The sequence below is a fragment of the Corynebacterium sp. HMSC076D02 genome (assembly GCF_001813815.1).
GTDB classification, from domain to species: domain Bacteria; phylum Actinomycetota; class Actinomycetes; order Mycobacteriales; family Mycobacteriaceae; genus Corynebacterium; species Corynebacterium simulans.
The window spans coordinates 285,686-310,310 of record NZ_KV814043.1; the positions used below are offsets into that span (position 1 = coordinate 285,686).

A 24,625-nucleotide genomic window follows, 5' to 3' on the forward strand; every position below is an offset into this window, starting at 1 on the left:
GGCTGCGGCGCTGTTGCGCCTGTTCAAGACGCTTATGTGCATGGTCTATGCGCTGTTGGTACGTGCCATAGCCTGCAGCGTCATGGTCGTAAGCCCGCTCGGCTACCGGGCGGGTGTAGTCCTCTTTAAGCAGGCGTTGGTGCTCAATGTCTGCCATGGCCTGCTCGTAGGCGCGAATGCGCCCAGCATCAAGGCATATCTGCTGGTAGTCGGCCTGTACCTCGTTGAGGGCTGCGTCTTTGTCCTCGTGTAGGCGAGTAGTAATACTTGCCTCCTGCCAAGTCAGCGACTCGACCTTCGAGCGGGCAAAGCGTGCGTGCTCTGCCAGCACAGTTTGGTTGAGCTGGTTAAGGTTTCCTTCCTTTCCAGTAAGGCGAGCAGTTTCCGCGCGGTCGTAAGGGTTGTGGGTGCGCAGCCACGTATCGAGTTCTATATCTGTCTGACCAGATACAGGAGGCAATTGGTTGCGCTTTCCGGTATCGCGCAGGCGGAGCTGTTCATCTAGACGGTAGCGGATAAGACGTGCCGGATCGTGGGCGTTGTCAATATTGCGGGTAGCAGCGTCCATGACGGTGCGCGGATCAATGCCCGCGTCAATGAGTTTCGCCCAACCGTGGCGGATTGGTTCTGCGCCGTCGTTACTGGTTTCAATCTTTCGGGCAAGGTCGCCGGGTAGGGTGTCGATCCAGTCGGGGAGGTAGGAGTCGATGAAGTCGTTGGTGGCTTCGTCTTTGCCCATAAGCCACAGGCCCATCATGCGATCGGGTGAGGTTTGCTCGTCTACAACTTCGGCGATGACCTCACGTGCGGCCTTCGGGGTGGTATCGCGCGAAATTGCCTTATTAAAGACGTCCCTAGTACTTGGGGTGTGGTCTATGCCTTGGTAGTGGTAGTAGCCTTCCTCAGCAAGTTCATCTAGCTGATGTTCGGTGACAGCATAGATGTGGTTGGCGATTTTACCGCGTGTCAGCGCCACATACAGCCCGGCCCCATCGACGTGGTGGTCGATAACGGCGCGGGTACAGTCCACGGTGCTGCGCTGGGCGCGGTGGACGGTAGCAGCGTAACCCCATTAAGAAATTAACAATATCGGACAGTTAAGATATTCCTTCCAGCGCTCGACATGCGAGGCTGCGAGAGTTGTGTCTAATTTTTCCCAAAACGCTACGGTTGAGCAGTGCCGCCCCCGAGGAGCATGGACAGATTGGTTGCCAGCTCTCGCAGCACTCCCTCGTAGAAGCGCTTCACAGACAGCTACTGTAGCCAGGTGATCTTCACACGGTACGGGTCGAATTTCTTAGCGCCAGGCTTGCCAGGCAGGATGTGAATTTCCATTAGCAGCCGAGTCAGCCGTCGCTTATCCTCAACAGAGGCACCGCCCCACCATTTGGCAAAGTCCGGCACGTCGGCAAGTTCTACAGCAAGGGGGTCAGCAGCATGACTGGTCGTTAGTTCACGCATTTTTCCATCAAGACCTGCAATCTGAGCTTCAATTTTCTTTGACATTCGCACGAATGTTGGCATGTCAATCTCTTCATCGATAGCAGAATTTTCAATCTGCTCACGCTTGGCCAACAACGCGTTTCGCCGTCCTGAAAGTTCTAGGAGTCGTTCGGTAAGGGTGTTGTTCTCTGGCGCCAAGGCCTTACGCAAGGCATCCACGGCGTCAGGTTGCTCCATGCGTTTAAGAATGACAGCTTCGATAAGATCATCAACCTCAGCACCGATAGAGACATGGGTACCGCCCGGCTCAGAGCGCTTGCAGGTATAGAAACGACGAGGTTTACCATCCTTGTTCCGCCGACTACGCGAATACATCGGTTCTCCGCAGGTGCAGGTCAGGACAGAAGCGAGGAAATAGCGCGGTGCGTTACCGCTATGTGAGAGCCGCCGCGACGGGTCGCGCAAGATTGCATCGAGCTTTTCACCTGTAACCTCGTCGATAATCGCAGACCAGTTGCCTTTACCAATGATTTTGCGATCTTTAACAAGACGTTTCCCCGTATCCGGGTCAGTTGGGTTGAACGTACTCAAGCCGCGCACGCGTGGGTTGAGTAAAATGTCTCGCAGCGTTGGCGCCGACATAGGCCTGCCTGAAGTCGCAGTAAGACTGCGTGCATGAAAAACCTCGCGCACGGTTTCGCGCAGAGTCTTTCCAGCAATGACCATCGCGGCGGCGTCGAGAATAGCCTTGGCCTCTTCGTCGATGATGGTCTCAGCGTCAGCCTCGTAGCCGAACATACGCCGCCCGCCTGTCTTAGGCCGCCCTGTCCGGGCCCGGTCTTCGTAGGCAGCTCGGATACGTGCAGCACGATCAATAGACTCCTGCTCAGCAATCAGACCAAGAATCACGATAGTGAGCCGCGATGCAGGGTCTGAAGGGTCAATGTTGTAGCCACGGTTCGCTTTGACGGTGACGTTGTGCTTCTCGCACAACTCAAAGAGCGCCAGTGTGTCTTTGGTGCGACGGGTCAGCCTGTCGAGTGCGTAGACGTAAACAACGTCAATCTCGCGGTTCTCGATGGCGTGAATAAGCTTGTTGTAATCAGGGCGAGGGTCGCCAGAGAAGGCGGAGATGTTGTTGTCCACGTAGGTGGCGACCACCTTAGCCTCGTCAGCCTCAGCGTGCTTAGTGGCGAGGTGAATTTGCCGCTTCACACCGGCTTCTTCCTGCTTATCCAACGAAATACGTGCGTAAATCGCCGCACGCTGTGCTGTAGTCGCTGTCATACGCCCTATCGTACCCCAAACCCACATTCCCTATTGCCGCTGCCAGTGGCGCCGATACATAGCCCGTGTGGGCCCATTCCGCCCTGGGCAGATTCTTTCAAATCGAGAAAGACCGGCTGCCCAACCTCGTCCAAGCCAATCGGCACTTTCAGCCGCTGCTCCCCGACGCGGCCATGCCACATCCCGCTGGTAGCAAGCTCATCCACATCACGCACCCCGACCAGATCCAGAAGGTCATTTTTGTGCTTGCGAGTCCTAATCCCGCGATAAGAATCTGGCCTGCGAAAGCGCGCTAAGTTTCGGGCAAGCAATAAAGCATCGGGTGCCGAAACCATGTCCGGCACACCGAGAACTTCCTCCCCGGCGGCGGTTACTACCTGTAGCTTTTCATCGGCCACCAAGAAGATGCCGTCTTCTTCGGCCCTTTGACCAAGCGGCGTAAAGCGTTGCACTCCTACACAGATATAGGCCGTTATTTCCTCTTCTGCCCAAAGGTCCTCATGCGGTGGGATTGCGGTGGCGTCGACAAGCACGATACGAAAGCGCGCCTTTTTCGGCGCGCGTGCATGGGGCAACCACTTCACCCATTCCCACTGCCCACCGGCCTGCGGATAAACCTCAATTCCCAGCGTTTCCGGGCCATGTGCCACAGCCAAATGCGTCACCATAGCGCGCGCTACCCCAGCGGCATTTTCTCCGCTAAGCCCCAGGTAATTGAAAGCCTGAATCTGTATGACCACCGGCATCTGCGCCAAAGTGCGCAAAGCATTGACCGTATGGCGCACGCTGACCGCACAGACTGGGTCAAGGTCTTCCGTAGCTCCTGAGTCCGGCACGTTGATAGGCACACACAGCGACATCGGGCCAGTTCCCACCCGCACCTCCAATGCATCCGGGGCATCGGCATTGCGCTCCCACATCCGGTAGCTTCCCACCAACGCCGCGACCTGAGCCGGCGCCGGGTTGCGATGTTCCTCATGCGCGCGCTGCGCGGCAGAGACCTCAAGAACCTTCTCCCGCAGCGCTTTCAAATGCCGCAAGTAAGTCCGCCGCGTCTCATCCGGATCCTGGGAGCCACCCTGCGGATTTATCATCATGAACACAGAGGCCAGCATCATGAGTGGGAACATCAAGCTCATCGGGCTAATGCGGCGGCTAGGCCCTGCTCCCAACACCATGAGCGCGACCATGCCCAGCATCGCAGCCACCATGACAATCGGCATGAGCAGCCTAATCAGCGGCACAGGCTGCGGGCGTACGGCCTCCGGAACTGGCTCTGCATCAATGCCTGCCTGCGGAAGCGGCGGAGCCGGCTCGCGAAGTGCGCTGTCTAAAGGTTCGACAATTTTCTCGCGCGAAAGCCCAAGAATGGACATAATTCCCCCCCAAAAAATCCCTCCGATTTTTGTGCCGCGCCCACCCGCTTTTCCTGCTTATCTAAACCACGAGGCAGCACCCCCAGCTACCTTCGTGGCTAAACACGCAGACACCAAAATGCTGACTGCGGTGGACACGTTGCCACTAGTAAGCCACAATGTGTGCCTATAGGCAAGGGGGAGAAGGCAAAAGCCAATGATTTTGGCGCCTTCAGGATTCTCGGGGGAGGATTTTGCACATGAAACATGTGCCAAGCATTGCGCCCACACAATCTGTGCGGCTTACGGTTCGTTTCAACATCGGTGAATTCCGCAAAGAGGCTGACGTTTGTTTGCCCTTAAACGTCAGTATCGGGGAGGCATTGGGCGAGCTTTTGCTGCTTGCCGACGCCCCTATTTTCACCGTCCCGCTCCAAGCCAGCACCGCTGGTGGAAAGACCATTGCGCTCAGCACGACTCTGGAGCGCACGCCACTGCACGATGGCAGTCTGCTTCTCATCGAGCAAGTCACTGACAAGCCTGCGCCCATCGTGCGCGATGCGGCAGAAGCACTTGCACACGATGCCGCCGATGCTAAACCCGCGCGCACTGCCACGCTGTGGGCAAGTTGTGGTTTGCTCGGCGCCAGCTGCATCATCGCGGCGCTCGCGGGTCTCGCAGCGGCGGCAGCGGCGTGTGCCCTTGGCGCATTCGCCCTCGCGCTATGGACGCGTTCGACGCTTATAACGAGCCTTTTCATCCTTGCTGCTAGCGCAGCGGGCTGGCTGTTTGTTGCGCCCGCGCAAGATGAAATGCCGTGGGGAATATGGGCCGCCTGCGCCGGCGCACTTCTTGCTTTATGTGCCTGCCATATGGCGCGACTCGGCGGAACCCGACTGGCCATGTTGACCATCTCCGCCGCGATACTTTTCGCAGTTGGCGCGGCCGGCAGCTATCTACCCGGCGCGCAGTCCGCCGGACTCGCTGGTCCCACAGCCCCCGAGGTTGTACCTGCTGCCGGTGCTGCCTGTTTGTTGCTGGCCATGGTCTTTGTCTTGGCGAACGCCGCCTCACTGTCTACTCACCTAGCCGGGCTCAAGGTCCCGCAACTTCCCACCGCTGGGCAAAGCCTCAACGTCTCCGACTCGGTACAAAGCGACGTCGATGCGCGGGCACAGCGCGCCGGGCTTGCATATGAGGGCATCTGCATCGGCGCAGCCATCGCCGGCATTCCCAGCCTCATGGTTGTAGCAGGAATGCCGTTGAGCCGTTCGGACGCCGTAGCCGCATTATTCGCACAGCTTTTATGCCTGGCCTTAGCCGGTGCCACGGTATTGCATTCCGTGCGGCACGCCCGGGTGGTCTCCAGTTGGGCGCTTTCCACGTGTGCGCTGGCGGCCGGTACCGCCGCTGTGGTGCTTGTGGGACGGGGTTGGCAAGAGCTTGCTCATCCAGCTCCGTGGAGCCTGTGGGTGATGAGCGTGCTTGGGTTCATCATTGTGGCGGCGATGGCCTCTACCCCGCTGTGGTCGCACAAGATTGCAGCGGCTGAGCCCACCACGATTGCCTGGTACGAACGCGCCGAAACCATCGCGGTGGCCGCGTGCTTGCCGCTCGCCGCGCATGTGGCAGGCCTGTTCTTCCTCATCCGCGGACTGGGATAGGCCCAACATGGTGAACTCAAAAGTCGTCCAGAAAAAGCTCGCCGCACTACTGCTAGCGGGATTTCCCTCGGCAGCAGCAATTTCTGCATTTACCGCGCCGACCCTAGCGTCGGCGCGTGAACCCGACGTCGCCTGTGCACAGCCGATTGCCGCAGCGCAGTCACCGCATACCTCAGCGGAGCAAAGCGCATATCGGGCGCGGTTGCATTCCTTTGCCACGGGCGAGGGAATCAAAGTTGCCATCATCGACACTGGTATCAGCCCACACCCGCAGCTGCGTGCTTTGCGCGGCGTGGATGACTTTGTCACGCCCGAAGAACCAGATCCTTTGCGGGACTGCGATGTACATGGCACCGCGGTTGCGGGCGTCATCGCAGGCTATGACATCGGCATTGCGCCGCGGGCGGAGATTTTATCCATCCGGCAAACCAGCGCGCACTATCGGCACCGCGCTGCCGACTCAGAAAGTACCTCCGGCACGCTGGAGACTTTGGCCGCCGCATTAAACCGCGCCTTGGATGAACAGGCCAAGGTCATTAACATCTCGGTGGTTTCCTGCGTTCCAAGCGACGCCGCCGACCGCGTCGACACCCACGATCTCAACGCCGCGCTCCAACGCGCAGAGCACGAAGGAACGGTCATAGTTGCGGCATCGGGCAATGCTTCTTCCGATGGATGCACCAAGGAAGACACCGTCTATCCAGCACAAGCGGATACCGTTCTCGCAGTGGGCGCGCTTTCTACCGCGCACGAGGTCGCGGACTATTCCATTCCTGCCCGCAATGGAGCGCCAGAGCTAAGCGCCGAAGGCCACGTCCCGCTCGCCCTAGCACCGGGTAATCAATGGGCAAAAGCCAAAACCACCGACGGCAAGCAGGCTGCTGAGTTCCACGGTACTTCTTTTGCAGCGCCAGTGGTCACGGGAACCGTGGCGCTACTCGCCCAACGCTATCCGCACGATTCAGCGGCACAGCTGCGCGAGCGTATCTATGCCGCCGCCGAGCCAGGCCACGGCTTCATCGATCCGCTGCAAGCCCTTACCTTTCACCGGGCACAAGACAATGACAAAAACGCTGAGGCAGAAGACGAAGAAAAGACAGTCACCGTCTATCCAGCTGCCGTGCATCGCAGCCAGGCACCAACCCGACTTATGACTTTGCTTGGAGCGCTCGGTCTTGCTGGCGTGCTCGCCGCAACGCTGCGGCGCGCCAAGCAGCACTAGAAATTAGAAGCCGGCGCTCTACTCGGTTCCCTCATCGCTGCCCTGGCTCGCCAAGGCGCTTTCGCGGTCTAGAGGAGAGCCCTCCGGCAGCAACCGCAAGATTTCCCACGGGACTTTTGCCTGCGTGGTCGTGCCCAGCGCTTCGACCAGTGCACCTTGTGCCACAGAGTGCCTGATACCCGTCGCCGAAACCACATGGAAACCGTGACCGCTGTCTACTCCTACCCCGCCGGCTTCCAAGCCAGCGAACCGATCAGCAGTGGCCTTGCTGGCAATAGAGACAGTTGCCTCAACCGCGGGGCTCAAGACCGTTGCGCCCAGCTCATCCGCGCAGAGCCAACCACAACCTGGAGACAGGAAATCATATGAATTGGCGGGCAGGTTGAAGGGTAACGCGGCGTCGGAAAGCGCGGCGACTTCGGCGCCATCGACCGATTCGCGCGAGGCGCCCATGCCTGCCAGCATCTCTGCCTGCGTAGGAGTAATCGAGGCCACGCTCTGCTCATCGCCTGCGCCTACGCGCACCCACAGATCATCGCCGGTGTCTAAAATCTGCGGGGTTTGCTCAGGAAAGCGCAGCGGCGGAAGCTCCGCGTAGGCATTCAGCAGATCCTCCGGGATCTGCCACACATAGGAATCATCGCGCACGCCAATGCCGCGGCGTAGCACGCGGCCCTGCGTCGAGGCAGCAGAAGGCAGCTCTACGCGCCCTGCCGAAGTCAATAGCCATTCCTTGCCACCTGTGGAAACCAACGCCGCCTCCGCACTGCGGAGGTGCTCAACCTTGGCGTTGGCCAGTACCACAGTCTCCCCGGGCCGGCTGCCTTCCCCATCAATCGTGGTGGGATTTTCTTTGTCCTCGTCAGATGCGGCCGCATAACAGGCCGCCCAGCCTTGTGCCGGGGTTGCAGGATCGGCCAAGTAATCTGGGGCATCGGCAATTCCTAGCGGAGTGCCAAGCCGCGCATTGCTCAAGAACTCATTGCCCATGGCCTGGGGCGCCGCCGGCTCTCCCGCGATAAGGCGCGCGGAGGCCAAATTGCTCACCGGATGATAGGACTCATTAACCAGAACGAAAAGCTGGCCTTCCTGCGAGCGCACGATGGGTGCATCGCCCGGATTGGGATTGGGCTGGAGCCACGCGAGCATTCCCGAACCAATAGCCAGAAACGACACTGCGATGATCCCAAAGATGAGGGCGCGGCGCCGGCTCGCTAAAGGATCATGAATCATGCGAATATCGCCAAGTACCAGGCCATGCTCCACGCGGCGCTGCAAAAATTTATGCCCGGATACCTGTGCTTTCGTCGTCGGCATTGGACGTGACATGCAGAATTTCCCCCCTCAAACAAGGCAGCACCCCTACTGCCCTAGTTTTGTCATTCCACGCGTTAGCTTAACCCAGCGAAAGCTCATCCGCAGTGCGACGGTCACGGGTCTGCGCAGCGCGCGCCGCCAAATCAGCATCTGCCGGATAGTCCACCTGGATCAGGCTCAGCCCCTTTGCCGGCGCTAGCGGAATGTGGGAAGAACGGGAGTTCAAAGCGAGCATCTCCGCGGCAAAGTCGATTCCCCGGGAGCCCTCGCCTACCCGCAAGCAGCAACCGACGAGGGAGCGAACCATCGACCAGCAAAGGCGTCGGCGCCCACGCGGGCTTCATAAAGCTGAGGTTCGCTCGGGGTAGATACATCGACCCACTCAAAAGACAAGAGGTCGCGGATTGTCGTGGCATGCGGCTTTGCCTTACAAAAGGCGGCGAAGTCATGCAAGCCAACCAACTGCTCCGCGGCTTGCTGCATTGCCTCGATGTCCACCGGCTTCGGCCAGACGGCGGTGTCGCGGGCGCGCGTCGGCAATGCCCCGCGCGGATGCGTGGTGATGCGGTAAACGTAGTGGCGCTCAAGGGCCGAAAAGCGCGCGTCAAAGCCCTCTGGTGCGTGCTGGCAGTCATGTACGCGAACATCTTCCGGAAGGAGCTTCGCTAGGCGACGCACGAGCTTTACCGGGTCCCCATCAATCGATCGCTGCTCGAGTGCACTAGCTGGAATGTCGAAGTGCGCGACCTGGCCTGCCGCATGCACACCGGCATCCGTGCGCCCTGCCACGGTCAGTTCGACCTCATGGCGCAGGATCATCGAAAGATTGTCTTCGAGAACCTGCTGCACCGTACGCAGCTCGCCCTTCTGCCGGGCCCAGCCATGAAAATCCGTGCCGTCGTAGGCCAGGTCTAGGCGAAGGCGAACGTTAGTCATGGATGCTGATCCTACCTAGTCGTTGGCATTCCACTCGCGATTGAGTTCCCAATCCTGGGACGCGCGCTGGCCCTTCGCGCTCTTGCTCACGCCGAGCTTGCTCAAAGCGGCATAGCCAGCCCGCTTGGGGTGCTTTAGATTCTCCTTGGCCTGGCCGGCTTTGCGCTTGGCCTTGCGGGCGCCATCCCGAACAATGCGGGCAGACAAGCGCAGGCGCGGGTCCATGGGTTGTTCGGCTCCCCGGTATTCAAACACCGGCAGCGACCATCCGAAGTAAATCGCGGCCACGCGCAGCGCCAGCGCCAGGCATACCGTCACGACGCCAGCGACCTCGGCGCTGAGCCCCAGCTCCATCAATCCCGCATAAGAAAAGGCTGCAAGAACAGAAATGGAGGCGTACAGCTCCGCGGACAAGACCAGCGGGATACGGTCGGACAACAAGTCACGCAAAATACCGCCAAAGACACCGGTCAGCACCGCAGCCACGGCAGCGATAACCAACCCATGGCCATGTTCCAAGGCCTTCTGAGCGCCAAGGACGCTGAATACCGCAAGACCTAGGGCGTCGAGAGCCAAGAATACATGCCGGAAATAGTGCATGAGGAAGGACATGTAAACCGTGGCGACGGCGGCGGCCACCACGGCCAAGAGGAACCGCGGTTCCGCCACCCACGTCAACGGGTAGGCGCCCAGCACCATGTCGCGGATCGTGCCGCCGCCCAATGCGGTGACAGCGCCCAACATGATGACGCCAAACAGATCCATCTTTTGCCGGCCAGCGGACAGCGCAGCGGTCATCGCCTCGGAGACGATGCCGATTACGTACAGCACAGTAAACAGCGGGGTCATAGAGTATACGTTCAGGTCGGGGTCATATAGCCCAGAAAGCATAACAAAAGGCCGCAGCCCCACCTAAGGTGGTACTGCGGCCTAGTTAAGGCGAGAGAAGTTTACTTCTCCTCGGACTCCTCAGCAGCGGTCTCCTCGACCTCTGCCTCGGTTGCCTCTGCCTTTGCTTCCTCAGCCTCTTCAGCCTTGGTCTCCTCGACCTTAGCCTCCTCAGCCTGCTTGGAAGCAGCTGCGCGGGTAGCGCGGGTTGCCTCGGAGGTCACCGTCTCCTCGAGAACGAGGGAGATCTGGGACATCGGGGCGTTGTCGCCGGTACGGTTCTCCAGCTTGATGGTGCGGGTGTAGCCACCCTCACGGCCTTCGAACTTCGGGCCCAGCTCGTCGAACAGGTGCGCAACAACATCCTTGTGCGGGATGAGCTTCAGCACTGCGCGGCGGTCAGCAAGGGTGCCGGACTTAGCCTTGGTGATGATCTTCTCAGCGTAAGGGCGAAGCATCTTCGCCTTCGCATCGGTGGTCTTGATTGCGCCGTGCTCGAACAGGCTAGCAGCCAGGTTGCTCAGCAGGTGAGCCTGCTGGGTAGCGGAGCCGCCGAGACGGGCACCCTTCTTAGGGGTTGGCATTATGTACTCCTCGTGTGCGGATAAAGTGAGCGCGCGGCGAGCATAAGCTCGGGCCGCAGGTCAGTGTGGTGCTTTACTCGGAATCGTCCGCAGACGGATCCTTGAAGTCACCGGTTTCTGCGTCGTAACCCTCAAGCTGGGTTGGGTCGAAGTCCTCAGGGGTGTCCTTGAGAGCCAGGCCCAGATTAGCCAGCTTGATCTTTACCTCGTTAATCGACTTCTGACCGAAGTTGCGGATATCCAGCAGGTCCGACTCGGTGCACTCTGCGAGCTCACCAACGGTGTGGATCTCCTGACGCTTCAGGCAGTTGTAGGAACGAACGGAGAAGTTCAGGTCCTCGATAGGCATGCTGTAGGCCGCGATGTACTCCGTCTCCTGCGGGGACGGGCCAATCTCGATGCCCTCAGCAGCATTGTTCAGCTCGCGAGCCAGGCCGAAGAGTTCGACCAGGGTGCCGCCGGCGGAAGCCAGGGCGTCGCGGGCAGAAATCGAGTTCTTGGTTTCGACGTCGATGATCAGCTTGTCAAAGTCGGTGCGCTGCTCAACACGAGTTGCCTCGACCTTGTAAGAGACCTGCAGAACCGGGGAGTAAATCTGGTCAACCGGAATGCGTCCGATTTCACCAGAGGTCGGTGCTGCTGGAACGTAGCCGCGGCCACGCTCGACGACGAGCTCCATGTCCAGCTTGGCGGTGTCGTTCAGGGATGCGATGTGCAGATCCGGGTTGTGGATTTCCACGCCAGCCGGTGGCTGGATATCGCCCGCGGTAACAACACCTGGGCCTTCCTTGCTCAGGTACATAACAACCGGCTCGTCAGAGTCGGAGGACAGAACCAAGCCCTTGATGTTGAGGATGATCTCAGAGACGTCTTCCTTCACACCGTTGATGGTGGTGAACTCGTGGAGAACACCATCGATCTTGATGGAAGTTACTGCTGCACCCGGAATGGAGGACAGCAGGGTACGACGAAGGGAGTTACCGAGGGTGTAACCAAAGCCCGGCTCGAGCGGTTCGATGACGAACTTGGAACGAGACGGCTCGATGAATTCCTCGGTGAGCTGAGGACGCTGGGAAATGAGCATTGAATATCTCCTTGTCGACGCCCGCTATTTGACGTCGGTAGAAGGGGTAAAGATTGAGGTTTCGAAGATTCACTCTTCTCCGAATGCCACAAACGGGGCACTCGGTTACTAAGTTTACTTCGAGTAAAGCTCGACGATGAGCTGCTCCTGCAGCGGAACGTCGATCTGAGCGCGCTCGGGCAGCTGGTGCACGAGGATGCGCAGGGTCTCAGGAACAACCTGCAGCCATGCCGGTACGTTGGCATCGACCAGGCGGTCCTGAGCGTCTTCGAACCATTCCATCTTCTGGGAACGCTCACGAACATCGATGATGTCGTACTGCGAAACCTGGAAGGAAGGAACGTTGATCTTCTTGCCGTTCACGGTGAAGTGACCGTGGGAGACAAGCTGGCGAGCCTGGCGACGGGTGTTTGCCAGGCCAGCGCGGTAGACGACGTTGTCGAGGCGGGACTCGAGCAGAACGACCAGGTTGTCACCGGTCTTGCCCGGGCGGCGGTTAGCCTCGGCGTAGTAACGACGGAACTGACGCTCAAGAACACCGTAGGTGTACTTAGCCTTCTGCTTCTCCTGCAGCTGCAGCAAGTACTCGGATTCCTTGATGCGGTTGCGGCCAGCCTGTCCCGGTGGGTACGGGCGGCGCTCGAATGCCATGTCGCCGCCGACCAAGTCGACGCGCAGACGGCGGGATACGCGGGTAGCGGGGCCAGTGTAACGAGCCATTTTCTTACCTCTTCCTTTCCCTTAAACCTTGCGGCGCTTGGTTGGACGGCAGCCGTTGTGCGGCTGTGGGGTTGCATCCGTGATCGAGGAAACCTCGAGGCCTGCAGCCTGCAGGGAACGGATGGCGGTCTCGCGGCCGGAGCCCGGACCCTTAACGAATACGTCGACCTTCTTCATGCCGTGCTCCATTGCCTTACGAGCAGCGTTCTCAGCAGCCATCTGTGCAGCGAACGGAGTGGACTTACGGGAACCCTTGAAGCCGACGTGGCCGGAGGATGCCCAGGAGATAACAGCACCGGACGGGTCAGTGATAGACACGATGGTGTTGTTGAAGGTGGACTTGATGTAAGCGTGGCCTGCGGCCACATTCTTCTTTACGACGCGACGGCCAGTACGACGCGCGCCGGAGCGAGTCTTTGGAGGCATGAATTACTTCTTCTTTCCTGCGATCGTCTTCTTCGGGCCCTTGCGGGTACGAGCGTTGGTCTTGGTGCGCTGACCACGAACCGGCAGGCCACGACGGTGGCGAATGCCCTGGTAGCAACCAATTTCAATCTTGCGACGGATGTCAGCCTGAACCTGGCGGCGGAGGTCACCCTCGACCTTCCAGGTAGCTTCGATTACGTCACGCAGCGCCGACAGCTGATCATCGTCGAGGTTGTCGGTGCGCAGGTCAGGAGAAATGCCAGTCTTTTCCAGCAATTCCTTGGCACGGGTTGGACCGATGCCGTAGATGTAGGTGAGAGCGACCTCCATACGCTTGTTGCGTGGAAGGTCAACACCAGCTAGACGTGCCATGTGGCGTGTCCTTTCGGGTTGTTACGATGGTTTTCTCCCTATCCGCCCCGCTCCATGCAGCACTTCGCCCGGGCCGATGCCGGATCTGTGGGCTACTTACCAGTGCGGGCTCAGGCCATCGCAGCCTGAGGTGGGCTAGACATAGCGCCGCTATGTCAGAGGGTAAGGAGGCTTACAGTGTTTACTTGTAGCGGTAGACGATGCGTCCGCGGGTTAGGTCATAAGGGGACAGCTCTACAACCACGCGATCCTCTGGGAGGATGCGAATGTAGTGCTGACGCATCTTGCCAGAAATGTGTGCAAGAACCTTGTGTCCGTTGTCGAGCTCGACGCGGAACATTGCGTTTGGCAAAGGCTCGATAATACGACCCTCGACCTCGATTGCGCCTTCCTTAGCCATAACCTCTACTTTTCTAGGTGACTTCAAGTGAGTGTCACCTGCATGTTTGGTGTCTACTGCTTGGCGACGTCGCGGTAAATAAGACCGCAAACATACACCAGCGCTCTAGCATACGCTGCGTGCGAGCAATAAACAAACTCCTCTACCTGCGCACTCTTAGCGACACGCGCCAAGGCGGCAATAAAGCAAAAATTCTCCCCGGGGAATTATCTTCCACGGGGAGAATTCTCTTTGAAAAGATTCAAAGCGTCTGCGCTTTGGATGCTTAGTAGATGAAAACCTTGGAGCCGACTGGCACATCGTTCCAGAAGCGAACAGCATCCTGGTGCGGCAGGTGGATGCAGCCGTTGGACTCGTAAGCCGGGGAACCCTCGTGGAAGGCGTGGCCGGAGTTGGTGAAGTACATGGAGTAAGGCATTGGCGCGTTACCGAACTCGCGGGAGATCTCGTCCTTGATCTTGCGGTTGATGTAGAAGGTGCCGCGCGGGGTTTCCTGACCTGCCATGCCAGCAGACATCGCAGATGCTACGTAGGAAACGTTGCCGTTGTCCTGCAGCCAGGTGCGCTTGCCGTTCAGGTCAACGCAGACGCGTGCATCCGCCGGGCAAGGGCCGCGGTCAAACTCGTTGCGCTTGCGCTGCGCCTCGGCCTCACGTGCAGCCGCCTCAGCCGCAGCCTGTTCACGTGCAACCTGCTCTGCGTGCGCACGCTCCTGCGCCTCACGTGCCGCACGTGCTTCAGCGTTCTTCTGGTCAATCAGGCCTGGGAAGATAGCGTTGACTGCAGCGTCAACAGCCGGCTGAATAGCATCTGCCGCAGCAGGGTTTAAAACCTTAACCTGATCCAGAATCTGATTACGGGTGTTCCAAGCCTGCTCGCGGGACTGACCAACGAAGTTATCGATCTGTGCGCGGGCGTCCGCGGTCAGGGCATCAATCTGTGACTGCGCATCGGAGCTCATGGACTCGATGGAAGGAACGGTCTGTGCGGAAGCAGCTGGGGCGCCTGCCAAGACGGAGACGGTCATGACGCCGGCGGTCATAGGGGCAACTAGGGCACGACGTGCCTTAGAGGACACGTTGCGGGGGCGAAGTTTAGACATGGCAACGAGTATAGACCCTCACGTGGAATCCGCATACTCGACGCGACCCCAGTCCTCCCCCGTGATTTTCAGCTAATAGCGACGAGTAAGGATTCGCGGGCCGTTAGCGGTCGCGGCGACGGTGTGTTCCCAGTGAGCGGCGAGGCTGCCGTCAAGGGTGACCACAGTCCAATCGTCGTCAAGCACGGCGTTATCTTCTGTGCCCAGGGTAAGCATCGGCTCAATCGCGAGAACGGACCCTTCTTGAATGAGAGGGCCGCGGCCCGGCTTTCCTTCGTTCGCGAGATAAGGCTCTTCGTGCATGGTGTGGCCAATACCGTGGCCGCCATAGCCATCTACGATGAAAAGATCGACGCCGAACTTATCTTCAGCGCGGTAGGTTGCTTGCTCAAGAGCGTGCGAAACGTCCGTCAAGCGGTTGCCCGGGACCATCGCCTTGAGTCCTTCAGCCAAAACCCATGCCGTGGCGTCGTTAAGCGCAGATGCTTCGGGGGCCAGTTTACCCACGCCGAAGGTCCACGCGCTGTCTCCTACCCAACCGTCGAGCGTTGCGCCGCAGTCGATGGAGACTAAGTCACCTTCCGTCAACACGATGTCTTTGCCCGGAATGCCGTGCACGATGACATCGTTGACGGAGGCACATATGGAACCCGGGAAGCCCTCGTATCCCTTGAAGGTGGGGGTAGCTCCCAAATCCCTGATTGTTTGCTCGGCTACTTCATCGAGCTCGAGCGTAGATACGCCAGACGCCGCAGCGGCGCGCACAGCCTGCAATGCTTTGCCGACGATTTCACCGGCGGCTTGCATCGCATCCAGTTCACCTGGGGTGCGTGCGGGAATGGTTTTGCTGCGGCGTCTAAATCCCATGGCGTATTACTTGCCCATCGCCTTCAGGGTACGCTCGTTGATTTCCTCAACGGTGCCCTCAGCCTTGACGTTGATGATTTCATCGCCGTAGTGCTGGATGAGCGGGAAAGTCTCGTCGCGGTAGACGCCGAGTCGGGTGCGGATGGTCTCCTCGTTGTCATCAGCGCGGCCACGGGCCAGCATGCGCTCGACGACGACGTCCTCGGAAACCTCGAAGTTGATAACTCCGTCGAGCTTGACGCCCTTCTTCTCGAGCAGCTCGGCCAGAATGTCGGCCTGCTCCACGGTGCGTGGGAAGCCGTCCAGCAGGAAGCCGTTTGCAGCGTCGTCCTGGTTAAGGCGATCTTCAACCATGCGCGCGGTGACGTCGGTCGGAACGAGCTTGCCGGCATCAATGTAGGACTTTGCCTCAACGCCCAGCGGGGTGCCCTCACCAATGTTGGCGCGGAAAAGATCACCGGTGGAGATGTGCGGAACAGACAGCTTCTCGCTCAGGATTGCTGCTTGGGTGCCTTTTCCGGCACCGGGAGGGCCGAGGAGTACGTAACGCATTACTTGAGAAGTCCTTCGTAGTTGGATTGTAAGAGCTGGGACTCAATCTGCTTGACGGTAGTCAGAGCAACCGAGACCATAATCAGAATAGCGGTACCACCGAAAGCGGAGGTGCCGTTTGCGGAAGAATGGCCAACGCCGAGATCCAGCAGGATATTCGGCAGAATAGCGATCAACGCAAGGTATAGGGAGCCTACGAACAGCAGACGGTTCATTACGAAGCCGAGGTACTGCGCGGTTGGGCGGCCCGGACGAATACCCGGGATGAAACCACCATACTTCTTCATGTTGTCTGCCTGTTCAGCAGGGTCATACTGCACCGAGACATAGAAGTAAGAGAAGAAGATGGTCAGGACGAAGTACAAGACGATGTACTGCCAGGAGCTCGGGGACTGCAGGTGCGCAATCACGTTGCGCTGCCACCAGTTATCCGGCACGCTACCGGAACCAGAGTTCACGATCTGGGTGATAAGCACCGGCATATAGATTAGCGAGGACGCAAAGATAACCGGGATAACGCCGGCCTGGTTGACCTTCAGCGGCAGGTAGGTGGAGGAACCACCGTACTGGCGGCGACCAACCATGCGCTTTGCGTACTGCACTGGGATGCGGCGCTGGCCCTGCTCGATAAAGGTAATGCCAACGACCAACACGACAAGGCCCGCGGCGACCATGGCGAAGACCAGACCGCCGTTGTTCTGCATGATGCCCACGCCGTCGGTTGGCAAGCGCGTTGCAATGCCGGCGAAGATCATCAGGGACATGCCGTTGCCGATGCCCTTTTCAGTAATGAGCTCGCCCATCCACATAACGAGGATGGCGCCCGCGGTCATGGTGATGACCAGAACGATAAGGGTAAAGAAGTTACGGTCTTCAGCCAGAACCGGAACGCCCTGGCCCAGCAACTGCTCGCGGTCCGCCAGGGCCACGATGCCGGAAGACTGCAGCAACGCCAGCGCAAGCGTGAGGTAACGCGTGTACTGCGTCATCTTGGCCTGACCGGACTGGCCTTCCTTCTTCAGCTGCTCGAAGTGCGGGATGACAACAGTCAGCAGCTGGACGATGATCGAAGCCGTGATATACGGCATGATGCCGATGGCGAAGATAGACAACTGCAAAAGCGCGCCACCTGAAAACAGGTTAATCACGGAATACAGATTGCCGGACTCCTCCGTCAGAGAACGCAAACGACCAGAGATCGAAGCGTAATCAACGCCCGGGGATGGAATCTGGGCGCCAATGCGGTAAGCAATAATCATCAAGATGGTGAAGATGATCTTCTTACGCAGGTCGGCGTCCTTAAAAGCCTGCAAAATGGCGGACACTACAAAATCCTCCTGGCCTTCCGGCGCTATCAACATTTAAGGGAAAATAGGTGACAACGCTCGGAGGTGGAACTCATCTGTCCCCTAACATGGGGAAGGTTGAACACTTATGACCATGCAAGCCTACCAGCCACGCGCTATTTAGCCACATTTAAGGTAAGGATTGCCAGCCAACTAATAAGGAAAGCGCCCGCCTCCCGATCACTCGGGAAAGCGGGCGCTTTAATGCTTTAAGTAACGCAGTTGATTACTTGGTTGCGGTGGCGGTGCCGCCAGCAGCCTCAATCTTCTCAACAGCGGACTTAGAGAACTTGTCAGCGGTGACATTCAGCTTGACGTTGATGTCGCCGTTGCCCAGAACCTTGACCGGCTGGTTCTTACGAACCAGGCCTGCGGAGACGAGATCTGCAACGGTGACGTCGCCACCGTTAGCGAATGCCTCTGCGAGGTCTGCAACGTTGACTACTTGGTACTCAACGTGGTTCGGGTTCTTGAAGCCCTTCAGCTTCGGCAGACGCATGTGGATCGGCATCTGGCCACCCTCGAAAGCAGCGGAAACCTGCTTACGAGCCTTGGTGCCCTTGGTACCGCGACCAGCGGTCTTACCCTTGGAAGCCTCACCGCGGCCGACGCGGGTCTTAGGCTTGTTTGCTCCTGCGGATGGGCGCAGGTCGTGCAGCTTGATGATATCAGCCATGGTTTACTCCCCTGCCACTTCTTCGACGGTGACCAGGTGGCGTACCTTCTGAACCATGCCGCGGATGATCGGGGTGTCCTGCTTTACAACAGACTGGCCGATCTTCTTGAGGCCGAGAGCCTCAATGTTCTTGCGGTGATTCGGCTTGGTACCCACCAGGCCCTTTACCTGAGTAATCTTCAGAGCCATTGCTTATGCCTCCTGACCTGCGCGCTTACGCAGCATCTGGGCCGGAGCAACCTCTTCGAGGGACTTGCCACGACGTGCGGCAACCTCTTCAGGGCGAACCAGCTGCTTGAGACCGTCCACGGTAGCGCGGACGACGTTGAGGGCGTTGTCGGAGCCGAGGGACTTCGACAGAATGTCCTGCACACCAGCGCACTCGAGCACCGGTCGTGCAGCACCACCGGCAATAACACCGGTACCAGGTGCGGCAGGCTTCATCATGACGATGCCAGCTGCGTCGCGACCCTCGACCGGGTGGGTGATGGTGCCGGCGATCATCGGGACGCGGAAGAAGTTCTTGCGAGCCTCTTCTGCACCCTTCTGAATTGCGGCAGGGACTTCCTTAGCCTTGCCGTAGCCAACGCCAACCATGCCTTGGCCATCGCCAACGACGACGAGAGCGGTAAAGGACATGTTGCGGCCACCCTTAACGGTCTTGGAGACGCGGTTGATGGTGACTACGCGCTCGATGTACTTATCGCGCTCGTTGTCCTGCTGATTACGACGATCGTTGCGACGACCGCCATTGTTGCGGTCGTTATTACGACCGTTCTCGGCGGAGCGTCCGCCGTCACGCTTTTCACGGTCCGACATTAGGCGTTCCTTCCGTTGATGTTTCCGTTTGCCATGATCATTAGAACTTCAGACCACCTTCACGAGCTGCCTCTGCGAGAGCGGCAACGCGACCGTGGTACTTGTAGCCAGCACGGTCGAAGACAACTGCCTCGATGCCAGCAGCCTTGGCGCGCTCAGCGATCAAGGCGCCAACCTTTGCGGCCTTTGCCTTCTTGTCGCCCTCGAGTGCACGAACGTCAGCTTCCATGGAGGAAGCTGCGACCAAGGTGTGGCCAGCCAGGTCGTCGATGACCTGGACGTGCATGTGGCGGGAAGAGCGGTGAACGACCAGACGCGGTGCCTCAGGGGTGCCGCGCAGGGTCTTACGGATGCGGAAGTGACGGCGTGCGCGTGCTTCGCGACGGCGGGAGGAGATGTCCTTGCCGATTGGGGTGCGCTTTGCGTTTTCAGTGTTAGCCATTGCTTACTTACCCGTCTTTCCGACCTTGCGGCGGACCTGCTCGCCTTCGTAACGAATGCCCTTGCCCTTGTAAGGATCGTCCTTACGCAGGCGGCGAATGTTAGCGGCGACCTGTCCGACCTTTTGCTTGTCAATACCAGATACGGAGAGCTTGGTTGCGCCATCCACAGCGAAGGTGATGCCCTCCGGAGCCTTGATGAGGATCGGGTGGGAGTAACCCAGAGAAAACTCGAGGTCGCTACCCTTCTGCTGAACACGGTAGCCGACACCGAAGATTTCCATCTTGATGGTGTAGCCCTCGGTCACGCCAATAACTGCGTTGTTGACGAGAGAGCGAGACAGGCCGTGCAGAGCGCGGTTCTTGCGGTCATCATCTGGACGGGAAACCGTGATTACGGAATCCTCGACTGCGATGGTGATTGGCTCTGGCAGAACGACGGTCTGGGTACCCTTGGAACCCTTAACCTCGACCTCCTGGCCGTTTACCTTGATTTCAACGCCGGATGGTACGGCGATTGGTGCTAGACCGATACGAGACATGTGTCAATCCTCCCTTACCAGACGTAGGCGAGAACTTCTCCGCCTACGCCCTTCTCCTGAGCCTGACGGTCGGTCAGCAGACCCTGAGACGTGGAGATGATAGCCACGCCCAGGCCGCCAAGGACCTTCGGCAGATTGGTGGACTTTGCGTACACACGCAGACCCGGCTTAGACACGCGACGCAGACCAGAGATGGAGCGCTCACGGTTGTTGTACTTGAGGGTGAGCTCGAGCTCGCGACCCTCAACGGAGTAGTCAGCGATGTAGCCTTCCTGCTTCAAGATGTCGGCGATGTTTGCCTTGATCTTGGAGGTCGGCATCGACACGGTGTCGTGGTGCGCATGGCTTGCGTTGCGCACGCGCGACAGCATGTCGGCGATAGGATCAGTCATGGTCATGTGAGTGACCGTTACCTTTCTCGTTGCGGTTCCCGTACCCACCAAAGCGTTTTCCGTGTGATTTCGGGCTACTCACGCTCCTCACGGTCAATACCGCAAGGCGCTCGCCACCCTTTGATACAAACAACGGGCCGCCGGAAACGGCGGGGGGCCTACAACAAAGTTGATGATGTTCAGTTCTTGATTCAGGCTCTACGTTTCTGCAGCTTGTAGGGCTAGATTTCATTTGCCATCTGGGCACACTACAGCATCGACGTGAGTCCGAACTGCAACACTACCCGCTAACCTGCAGTTTTCCAAATCTTTTTTAGCGTCGAAGCTGCATGTCACTCTCGAGGACTAGAGTGGCCGTCATGACTGCAGAAAATGACCCTATCCACTCCGCCCACCAGTGGTTGGAGGAAGCGGCAGAACTAATCGGCGTCGACAAGCAAGATGCCACTGCCTTGACCCGTGAGCTGCTCGACCTTACCCGCGACGTCGCACACAGCACCTCGCGCCCGGCCGCTCCCCTGACGGCATATTTGGTTGGGTTGGCCTCGCGGGACTCGGACGAGGCGCGCGCGAACATCGCCAAACTGCGGACGGAGCTGAACTAGTGGCGGGCCGGGCAACAAAGTCCTTTGCTGTTACCAAGGTTCACTTGGATGGCACGGAGGTAACCCAGGTGGATACCCGCGCCGACATCGTCACTGGCGAGGAGCCGCTGGAGATTCGCGTCGGCGGGCAGACCCTGACCACCACCATGCGCACTCCGGGCCATGATATTGAGCTAGCTCATGGCTTTTTGCATTCTGAGGGCCATATCGCCACGCTTGCCGACGTCTCCGAAGCCCGCTACTGCGCTGGTTCCACCGTGGACGGTATGAACACCTATAACCTGCTGGATATCGATCTGGCCCAGAAGAATGTCATTGGGCTAAAAGATCTGCGGCTTACGCTCACCAACTCCGCGTGCGGCGTATGCGGCACCAGCTCCATCGAGGATTTAAACAAGAAATCGCGCTACGCGCTCCCCAACATCCAGATTGACCCAGCCGTGGTTGCGCAGCTGCCCGAAAAGCTGCGCGCCGAGCAAAAGCTCTTCCGCAAGACCGGTGGTATCCACGCCGCCGGCGCATTCACCTTAGACGGCAAGCCCATCGTTGTGCGAGAGGACGTCGGCAGGCACAACGCAGCAGACAAGGTCATCGGGCACCTGCTCCTTGAAGATCGCCTGCCCGCAGACGACCTTATTTTGGTTATGAGCTCCCGCGCCAGCTTCGAGCTTGTACAAAAGGCAGCAATGGCCGGGTTCGGTATGCTCGTTGCTGTTAGCGCGGCATCCTCGCTCGCTGTGGAGACTGCCCGGGAGACTGGCATGGCTTTGGTAGGGTTTGCCCGCGGCGATCGTTTCAACATCTACGCAGGTGAACTCAAGCCAGGAGAACTCAAGCGATGAGCAACCACTCTTCAAAAAAGATCCGCAGTACTGGGGAACTCATCGAGTTCCTTGCTGACGCCAGCATCAGCCCCGAGGTCGCGGCCTTACGTCCCGACTACCGCGCGCTGCTCATCGCCGTCGATGGCATCACGCCTGCGCCTTCCGACGCCCACTCGGAGCAGCTCTTGCGCAACGCCGAAGACGTTGCCCGCGCACGCTTGGGCAAGTGCGCCGTCACGGACTTCCCGCACATCGCAGCATGGCGCAAGGCTTATCAAGGATTCGGCGCGAAGCCATCGCGAACCCGCAACAGCACGGAGGCGCTCATACGCCGCGCGGAAAAGGGGCTGCCTCGCATCAACCGCCTCACGGACATCTATAACTCGCTGTCCGTGACTTACGAGATCCCCTTCGGCGGCGAAGACCTGAACGCCTATGTATCCGCTCCACAGCTGGTGCGAGCTACTGGTGCTGAGAACTTCGCCACTATGGACAAAGGCGAGCCTGTAACCGAGCATCCCGAACCGGGCGAGGTGGTCTGGCTCGATGCGAACGGGGTCACATGCCGCCGCTGGAATTGGCGCCAGTGCACCCGCACGGCGCTGCACGACGACACCACTGCGGCGCTGTTCATCCTCGATGCACTGGAACCTGTCGACGACGTCGAGCTGCGCGCTGTGGGTGAAAACCTAATCGACGAGCTCCGGGAGTATTCCTCAGAACTCGTCGTTGCAATGCGCATCCTGCGCGCAGAAGATGATGCTTAGTCGCGGTAAGCCTCAGGGCCCTTGTTGAGCCAGGCGTAAACGCCGCCGATGAGGAAGCCGCCGCCGATGACGTTGCCTACCCAAACCAGCGACCAGTTGGTGAGAACAGCGCCCAGGGTAAAGCCATCCGGCAGTGGGTTAGAGCAGAAGAAGGTCAGCGTCATCAAGCAGAAGTTTGCGATGACGTGCTCGAGGCTAAGGCCCACGAAGCACGCGATGATCGGCACAATGACGAAGAACTTCGAGACGATGTCCTTAGCAAAGACAGCACCGACGATGGCCATGTTGACCACGAAGTTTGCGAGGATGCCCTCAACCAGCAGGCCGCCTGGGCCCTTTTCCAGCTTGCCCATGGACAGCGTTGCGATGAGGTGCGATGGGTCGATGTGCCCCAGCTTCGCGGAAACACCCATGGCGGCGGCAAACAGGGCTGCGCCCACAAAGTTGAAAAACGTGGTGACGATGAGCAGCCAAAAGCCCTTGTCCCAGCCCACCTGTTTATTGATAGCGCCGTAGACGACGTACATCATGCTGCCGGTAGCAAGCTCCGCGCCGAGGATGACGATGGCGAAAAGTCCAAGGCCGAAAAGCATGGCGAAGACTGGTGCACCCAGGCCCTTTGCGTGCTTGTCGACGGCCTGACCTACGACGGCCGCGAAACCGGTACCGATGGCGAGATAGACGCCGGCCAAGATCGCACGTACCGCGAAGCGGGCGAAGGACTCGTCGAGCAGAGTCACCTTCTTCTTGATTGCTGCTGCAGCAGATTCGTTGAGAGACACGAAGCTTCCTTTACCTAGAGTTATAACTGCGATAACACTACAGCGAAATTCCAGGCTGCGCCAACAACTTTATGCCCACCACACGTGGGTATTTTCCGCGGTTATTGTTGCTAACGCCTGCCAAGGATTAAAGTTAGTTAGAAAATTCACTTACTTTTAGAACCCACCTCCCTCACCCCCTGGAGCCGCCGCCCATGCCCCCGCGTTATCCTCACGATCTGCCAGTTCGCAGCGCAGATCACACGCGCCCCCGGGCAGCCAGCACCAGCGCCAGCACACAGCGCCGCCCCATCAATAGCAGACCCATCGATACCCGCCGCGCCGGCAACGGCAACCCCGACGGCGAGCGCACCTACGTGCGGCGCACTCCCCCAACACCAACGACGCCGAAGACACCAACATCAACAGCAGCAGCGCCGAATCCACTACCTAACCGCCAAAAGCGCAGCCCCCAACCAAAGTCGCAAAGCACGGGTGGCCGCCACCGCGCGCCAGAAACGAACACGCCGGCGCTCCATACTCGCGCGCTGGAATTGTGGTCCAGCTCGGGCAAGTTCCGTATTACGGTTGGTGTCCTTGCAAGTGCGGTCCTTGCAAGTGTGGCTCTTGCCGCCACGATGCATCACGTGGTCGATCCTCCTGAAGGACTAGAAAGCAACCAAGTCCCTGTGGCAGCTGCTCCAGTCATTGAGCCCTCCGCCGCAGTTGAGATGTTCATCCCTGCAATCGAGGTCCATGCCGAATTCGAAGATGGCTCCTGCCGCGTCAAAGACGGCGCGCTTAACCCGGAAACGATGACGGAGGCCTGCACTTATACCGCTGCGGACCGTCCGTATTCGCTGCCAGGCACTAATGCACCAGACATCACCGTCATCGCCGGACACACCGGCGCCGGCGTTCCCGGTGTCTTCAACAACCTCTACGACGGCGGCGCAAACAAGCACAAGGTCGCCCTCGGCGACAAGCTCTACCTGCGCACTGCAAACTCCGGCGACAACTGGCTGGTCTACAGCGCCACCGACATGCACGACCCAGTAAAAGAAGGCCTCGCCGAAGACACCACAATCTGGGGCGAAGGCCCCATGCCAGGCCGCCTTCTCACCATCAGCTGCATTCAGCCGCTCAACCTCCTTGAAGCCTCCGTGCGCAATGCAGTAGTGGGCTGGCAATTTGAAGGCGTCACGACCGTTACCCCACCGGCAGAGTAGGCATA

At 59.0% G+C, this 24,625-nt stretch carries 27 protein-coding genes and 2 pseudogenes; 6 read left to right on the forward strand and 23 right to left on the reverse strand.

The window, feature by feature from the left end; genetic code table 11:
* From HMPREF2935_RS13495 to HMPREF2935_RS03610, 3 genes and pseudogenes are all read right to left on the reverse strand, one after another.
* Positions 1-1,030, reverse strand: a pseudogene (locus HMPREF2935_RS13495) (conjugal transfer protein TraA); the annotation flags it as partial.
* Positions 1,031-1,254: 224 nt separating this feature from the next.
* The gene (locus HMPREF2935_RS03605; RefSeq protein ID WP_070432559.1) at positions 1,255-2,757 is read right to left on the reverse strand and encodes a recombinase family protein; all 1,503 of its coding nucleotides are present in this window, start codon (positions 2,755-2,757) and stop codon (positions 1,255-1,257) included.
* Positions 2,736-4,106: a hypothetical protein gene (locus HMPREF2935_RS03610; protein ID WP_070732018.1), complete on the reverse strand. Its 1,371-nt coding sequence runs from the start codon at positions 4,104-4,106 to the stop codon at positions 2,736-2,738. The genes HMPREF2935_RS03605 and HMPREF2935_RS03610 overlap by 22 nt, the downstream gene beginning before the upstream one ends.
* Positions 4,107-4,345: 239 nt before the next feature.
* Between HMPREF2935_RS03610 and eccD the strand changes: the two genes are divergently transcribed.
* Together eccD and HMPREF2935_RS03620 are read left to right on the forward strand one after the other, a co-directional pair.
* The gene (eccD, locus tag HMPREF2935_RS03615; RefSeq protein ID WP_070732020.1) at positions 4,346-5,749 is read left to right on the forward strand and encodes a type VII secretion integral membrane protein EccD; all 1,404 of its coding nucleotides are present in this window, start codon (positions 4,346-4,348) and stop codon (positions 5,747-5,749) included.
* A gap of 7 nt (positions 5,750-5,756) precedes the next feature.
* The gene (locus HMPREF2935_RS03620) at positions 5,757-6,971 is read left to right on the forward strand and encodes a S8 family serine peptidase (protein ID WP_062042241.1); all 1,215 of its coding nucleotides are present in this window, start codon (positions 5,757-5,759) and stop codon (positions 6,969-6,971) included.
* Between the two features lie 18 nt (positions 6,972-6,989).
* On the opposite strand, the gene eccB is transcribed toward HMPREF2935_RS03620, so the two are convergent.
* From eccB to rpsH, 19 genes and pseudogenes are all read right to left on the reverse strand, one after another.
* On the reverse strand, positions 6,990-8,300 hold the full coding sequence (gene eccB / locus HMPREF2935_RS03625) for a type VII secretion protein EccB (RefSeq protein WP_070732022.1): 1,311 nt from the start codon (positions 8,298-8,300) through the stop codon (positions 6,990-6,992).
* Positions 8,301-8,367: 67 nt separating this feature from the next.
* Positions 8,368-9,224, reverse strand: a pseudogene (gene truA, locus HMPREF2935_RS03630) (tRNA pseudouridine(38-40) synthase TruA).
* A gap of 15 nt (positions 9,225-9,239) precedes the next feature.
* Positions 9,240-10,073, reverse strand: a complete 834-nt coding sequence (locus HMPREF2935_RS03635; RefSeq protein ID WP_070432570.1) for a trimeric intracellular cation channel family protein — start codon at positions 10,071-10,073, stop codon at positions 9,240-9,242.
* A gap of 101 nt (positions 10,074-10,174) precedes the next feature.
* Positions 10,175-10,696 (reverse strand): 50S ribosomal protein L17, encoded by a 522-nt coding sequence (gene rplQ / locus HMPREF2935_RS03640; RefSeq protein ID WP_062035859.1) that lies wholly within the window; start codon positions 10,694-10,696, stop codon positions 10,175-10,177.
* 73 nt (positions 10,697-10,769) lie between these two features.
* Positions 10,770-11,780, reverse strand: coding sequence for a DNA-directed RNA polymerase subunit alpha (locus tag HMPREF2935_RS03645; protein WP_061920569.1), 1,011 nt, complete (start codon positions 11,778-11,780; stop codon positions 10,770-10,772).
* 114 nt (positions 11,781-11,894) lie between these two features.
* Positions 11,895-12,500, reverse strand: a complete 606-nt coding sequence (gene rpsD, locus HMPREF2935_RS03650) for a 30S ribosomal protein S4 (RefSeq protein WP_061920567.1) — start codon at positions 12,498-12,500, stop codon at positions 11,895-11,897.
* 21 nt (positions 12,501-12,521) lie between these two features.
* Positions 12,522-12,926, reverse strand: a complete 405-nt coding sequence (gene rpsK, locus HMPREF2935_RS03655) for a 30S ribosomal protein S11 (RefSeq protein WP_034656521.1) — start codon at positions 12,924-12,926, stop codon at positions 12,522-12,524.
* Between the two features lie 3 nt (positions 12,927-12,929).
* Positions 12,930-13,298, reverse strand: a complete 369-nt coding sequence (gene rpsM, locus HMPREF2935_RS03660) for a 30S ribosomal protein S13 (protein ID WP_034656519.1) — start codon at positions 13,296-13,298, stop codon at positions 12,930-12,932.
* Between the two features lie 181 nt (positions 13,299-13,479).
* Complete coding sequence (gene infA, locus HMPREF2935_RS03665; RefSeq protein WP_004566852.1) at positions 13,480-13,698, reverse strand: translation initiation factor IF-1; 219 nt, start codon at positions 13,696-13,698, stop codon at positions 13,480-13,482.
* 265 nt (positions 13,699-13,963) lie between these two features.
* Positions 13,964-14,800, reverse strand: a complete 837-nt coding sequence (locus HMPREF2935_RS03670; RefSeq protein ID WP_070732025.1) for a L,D-transpeptidase — start codon at positions 14,798-14,800, stop codon at positions 13,964-13,966.
* 72 nt (positions 14,801-14,872) lie between these two features.
* Positions 14,873-15,667: a type I methionyl aminopeptidase gene (gene map, locus HMPREF2935_RS03675; RefSeq protein WP_062042254.1), complete on the reverse strand. Its 795-nt coding sequence runs from the start codon at positions 15,665-15,667 to the stop codon at positions 14,873-14,875.
* Positions 15,668-15,673: 6 nt separating this feature from the next.
* Positions 15,674-16,219: an adenylate kinase gene (locus HMPREF2935_RS03680; protein ID WP_070732028.1), complete on the reverse strand. Its 546-nt coding sequence runs from the start codon at positions 16,217-16,219 to the stop codon at positions 15,674-15,676.
* The gene (secY, locus tag HMPREF2935_RS03685) at positions 16,219-17,544 is read right to left on the reverse strand and encodes a preprotein translocase subunit SecY (protein ID WP_070732030.1); all 1,326 of its coding nucleotides are present in this window, start codon (positions 17,542-17,544) and stop codon (positions 16,219-16,221) included. The genes HMPREF2935_RS03680 and secY overlap by 1 nt, the downstream gene beginning before the upstream one ends.
* Positions 17,545-17,791: 247 nt before the next feature.
* Positions 17,792-18,241, reverse strand: a complete 450-nt coding sequence (gene rplO, locus HMPREF2935_RS03690; RefSeq protein WP_061920553.1) for a 50S ribosomal protein L15 — start codon at positions 18,239-18,241, stop codon at positions 17,792-17,794.
* Between the two features lie 3 nt (positions 18,242-18,244).
* Positions 18,245-18,430, reverse strand: coding sequence for a 50S ribosomal protein L30 (rpmD, locus tag HMPREF2935_RS03695; protein ID WP_061920551.1), 186 nt, complete (start codon positions 18,428-18,430; stop codon positions 18,245-18,247).
* Positions 18,431-18,433: 3 nt separating this feature from the next.
* On the reverse strand, positions 18,434-19,060 hold the full coding sequence (rpsE, locus tag HMPREF2935_RS03700; RefSeq protein WP_005527787.1) for a 30S ribosomal protein S5: 627 nt from the start codon (positions 19,058-19,060) through the stop codon (positions 18,434-18,436).
* A 40-nt stretch (positions 19,061-19,100) separates the two neighbouring features.
* Positions 19,101-19,502: a 50S ribosomal protein L18 gene (gene rplR / locus HMPREF2935_RS03705; RefSeq protein WP_061920549.1), complete on the reverse strand. Its 402-nt coding sequence runs from the start codon at positions 19,500-19,502 to the stop codon at positions 19,101-19,103.
* Positions 19,503-19,505: 3 nt separating this feature from the next.
* Complete coding sequence (gene rplF, locus HMPREF2935_RS03710; RefSeq protein WP_061920547.1) at positions 19,506-20,042, reverse strand: 50S ribosomal protein L6; 537 nt, start codon at positions 20,040-20,042, stop codon at positions 19,506-19,508.
* A 14-nt stretch (positions 20,043-20,056) separates the two neighbouring features.
* Entirely contained in the window at positions 20,057-20,440 is a 384-nt protein-coding gene (gene rpsH / locus HMPREF2935_RS03715; RefSeq protein WP_061920544.1) for a 30S ribosomal protein S8, read from the reverse strand.
* Positions 20,441-20,793: 353 nt separating this feature from the next.
* Here rpsH and HMPREF2935_RS03720 point away from each other — a divergent pair, with 353 nt between their 5' ends.
* Genes HMPREF2935_RS03720 through HMPREF2935_RS03730 form a run of 3 tightly spaced genes read left to right on the forward strand, consistent with a single transcriptional unit; the run spans position 20,794 to position 22,630 of the window.
* Complete coding sequence (locus HMPREF2935_RS03720; protein WP_061920542.1) at positions 20,794-21,039, forward strand: DUF6457 domain-containing protein; 246 nt, start codon at positions 20,794-20,796, stop codon at positions 21,037-21,039.
* Entirely contained in the window at positions 21,039-21,881 is an 843-nt protein-coding gene (gene fdhD, locus HMPREF2935_RS03725; RefSeq protein ID WP_061920540.1) for a formate dehydrogenase accessory sulfurtransferase FdhD, read from the forward strand. The genes HMPREF2935_RS03720 and fdhD overlap by 1 nt, the downstream gene beginning before the upstream one ends.
* Positions 21,878-22,630: a B3/B4 domain-containing protein gene (locus HMPREF2935_RS03730; protein ID WP_062042263.1), complete on the forward strand. Its 753-nt coding sequence runs from the start codon at positions 21,878-21,880 to the stop codon at positions 22,628-22,630. The genes fdhD and HMPREF2935_RS03730 overlap by 4 nt, the downstream gene beginning before the upstream one ends.
* On the opposite strand, the gene HMPREF2935_RS03735 is transcribed toward HMPREF2935_RS03730, so the two are convergent.
* The gene (locus tag HMPREF2935_RS03735) at positions 22,627-23,412 is read right to left on the reverse strand and encodes a formate/nitrite transporter family protein (protein ID WP_061920537.1); all 786 of its coding nucleotides are present in this window, start codon (positions 23,410-23,412) and stop codon (positions 22,627-22,629) included. The two genes, HMPREF2935_RS03730 and HMPREF2935_RS03735, sit on opposite strands and share 4 nt — an antisense overlap.
* A 194-nt stretch (positions 23,413-23,606) precedes the next feature.
* On the opposite strand from HMPREF2935_RS03735, the gene HMPREF2935_RS13500 reads away from it, so the two are divergent.
* Entirely contained in the window at positions 23,607-24,620 is a 1,014-nt protein-coding gene (locus tag HMPREF2935_RS13500) for a sortase family protein (protein WP_246817776.1), read from the forward strand.
* The last annotated feature ends 5 nt before the right edge of the window (positions 24,621-24,625 follow it).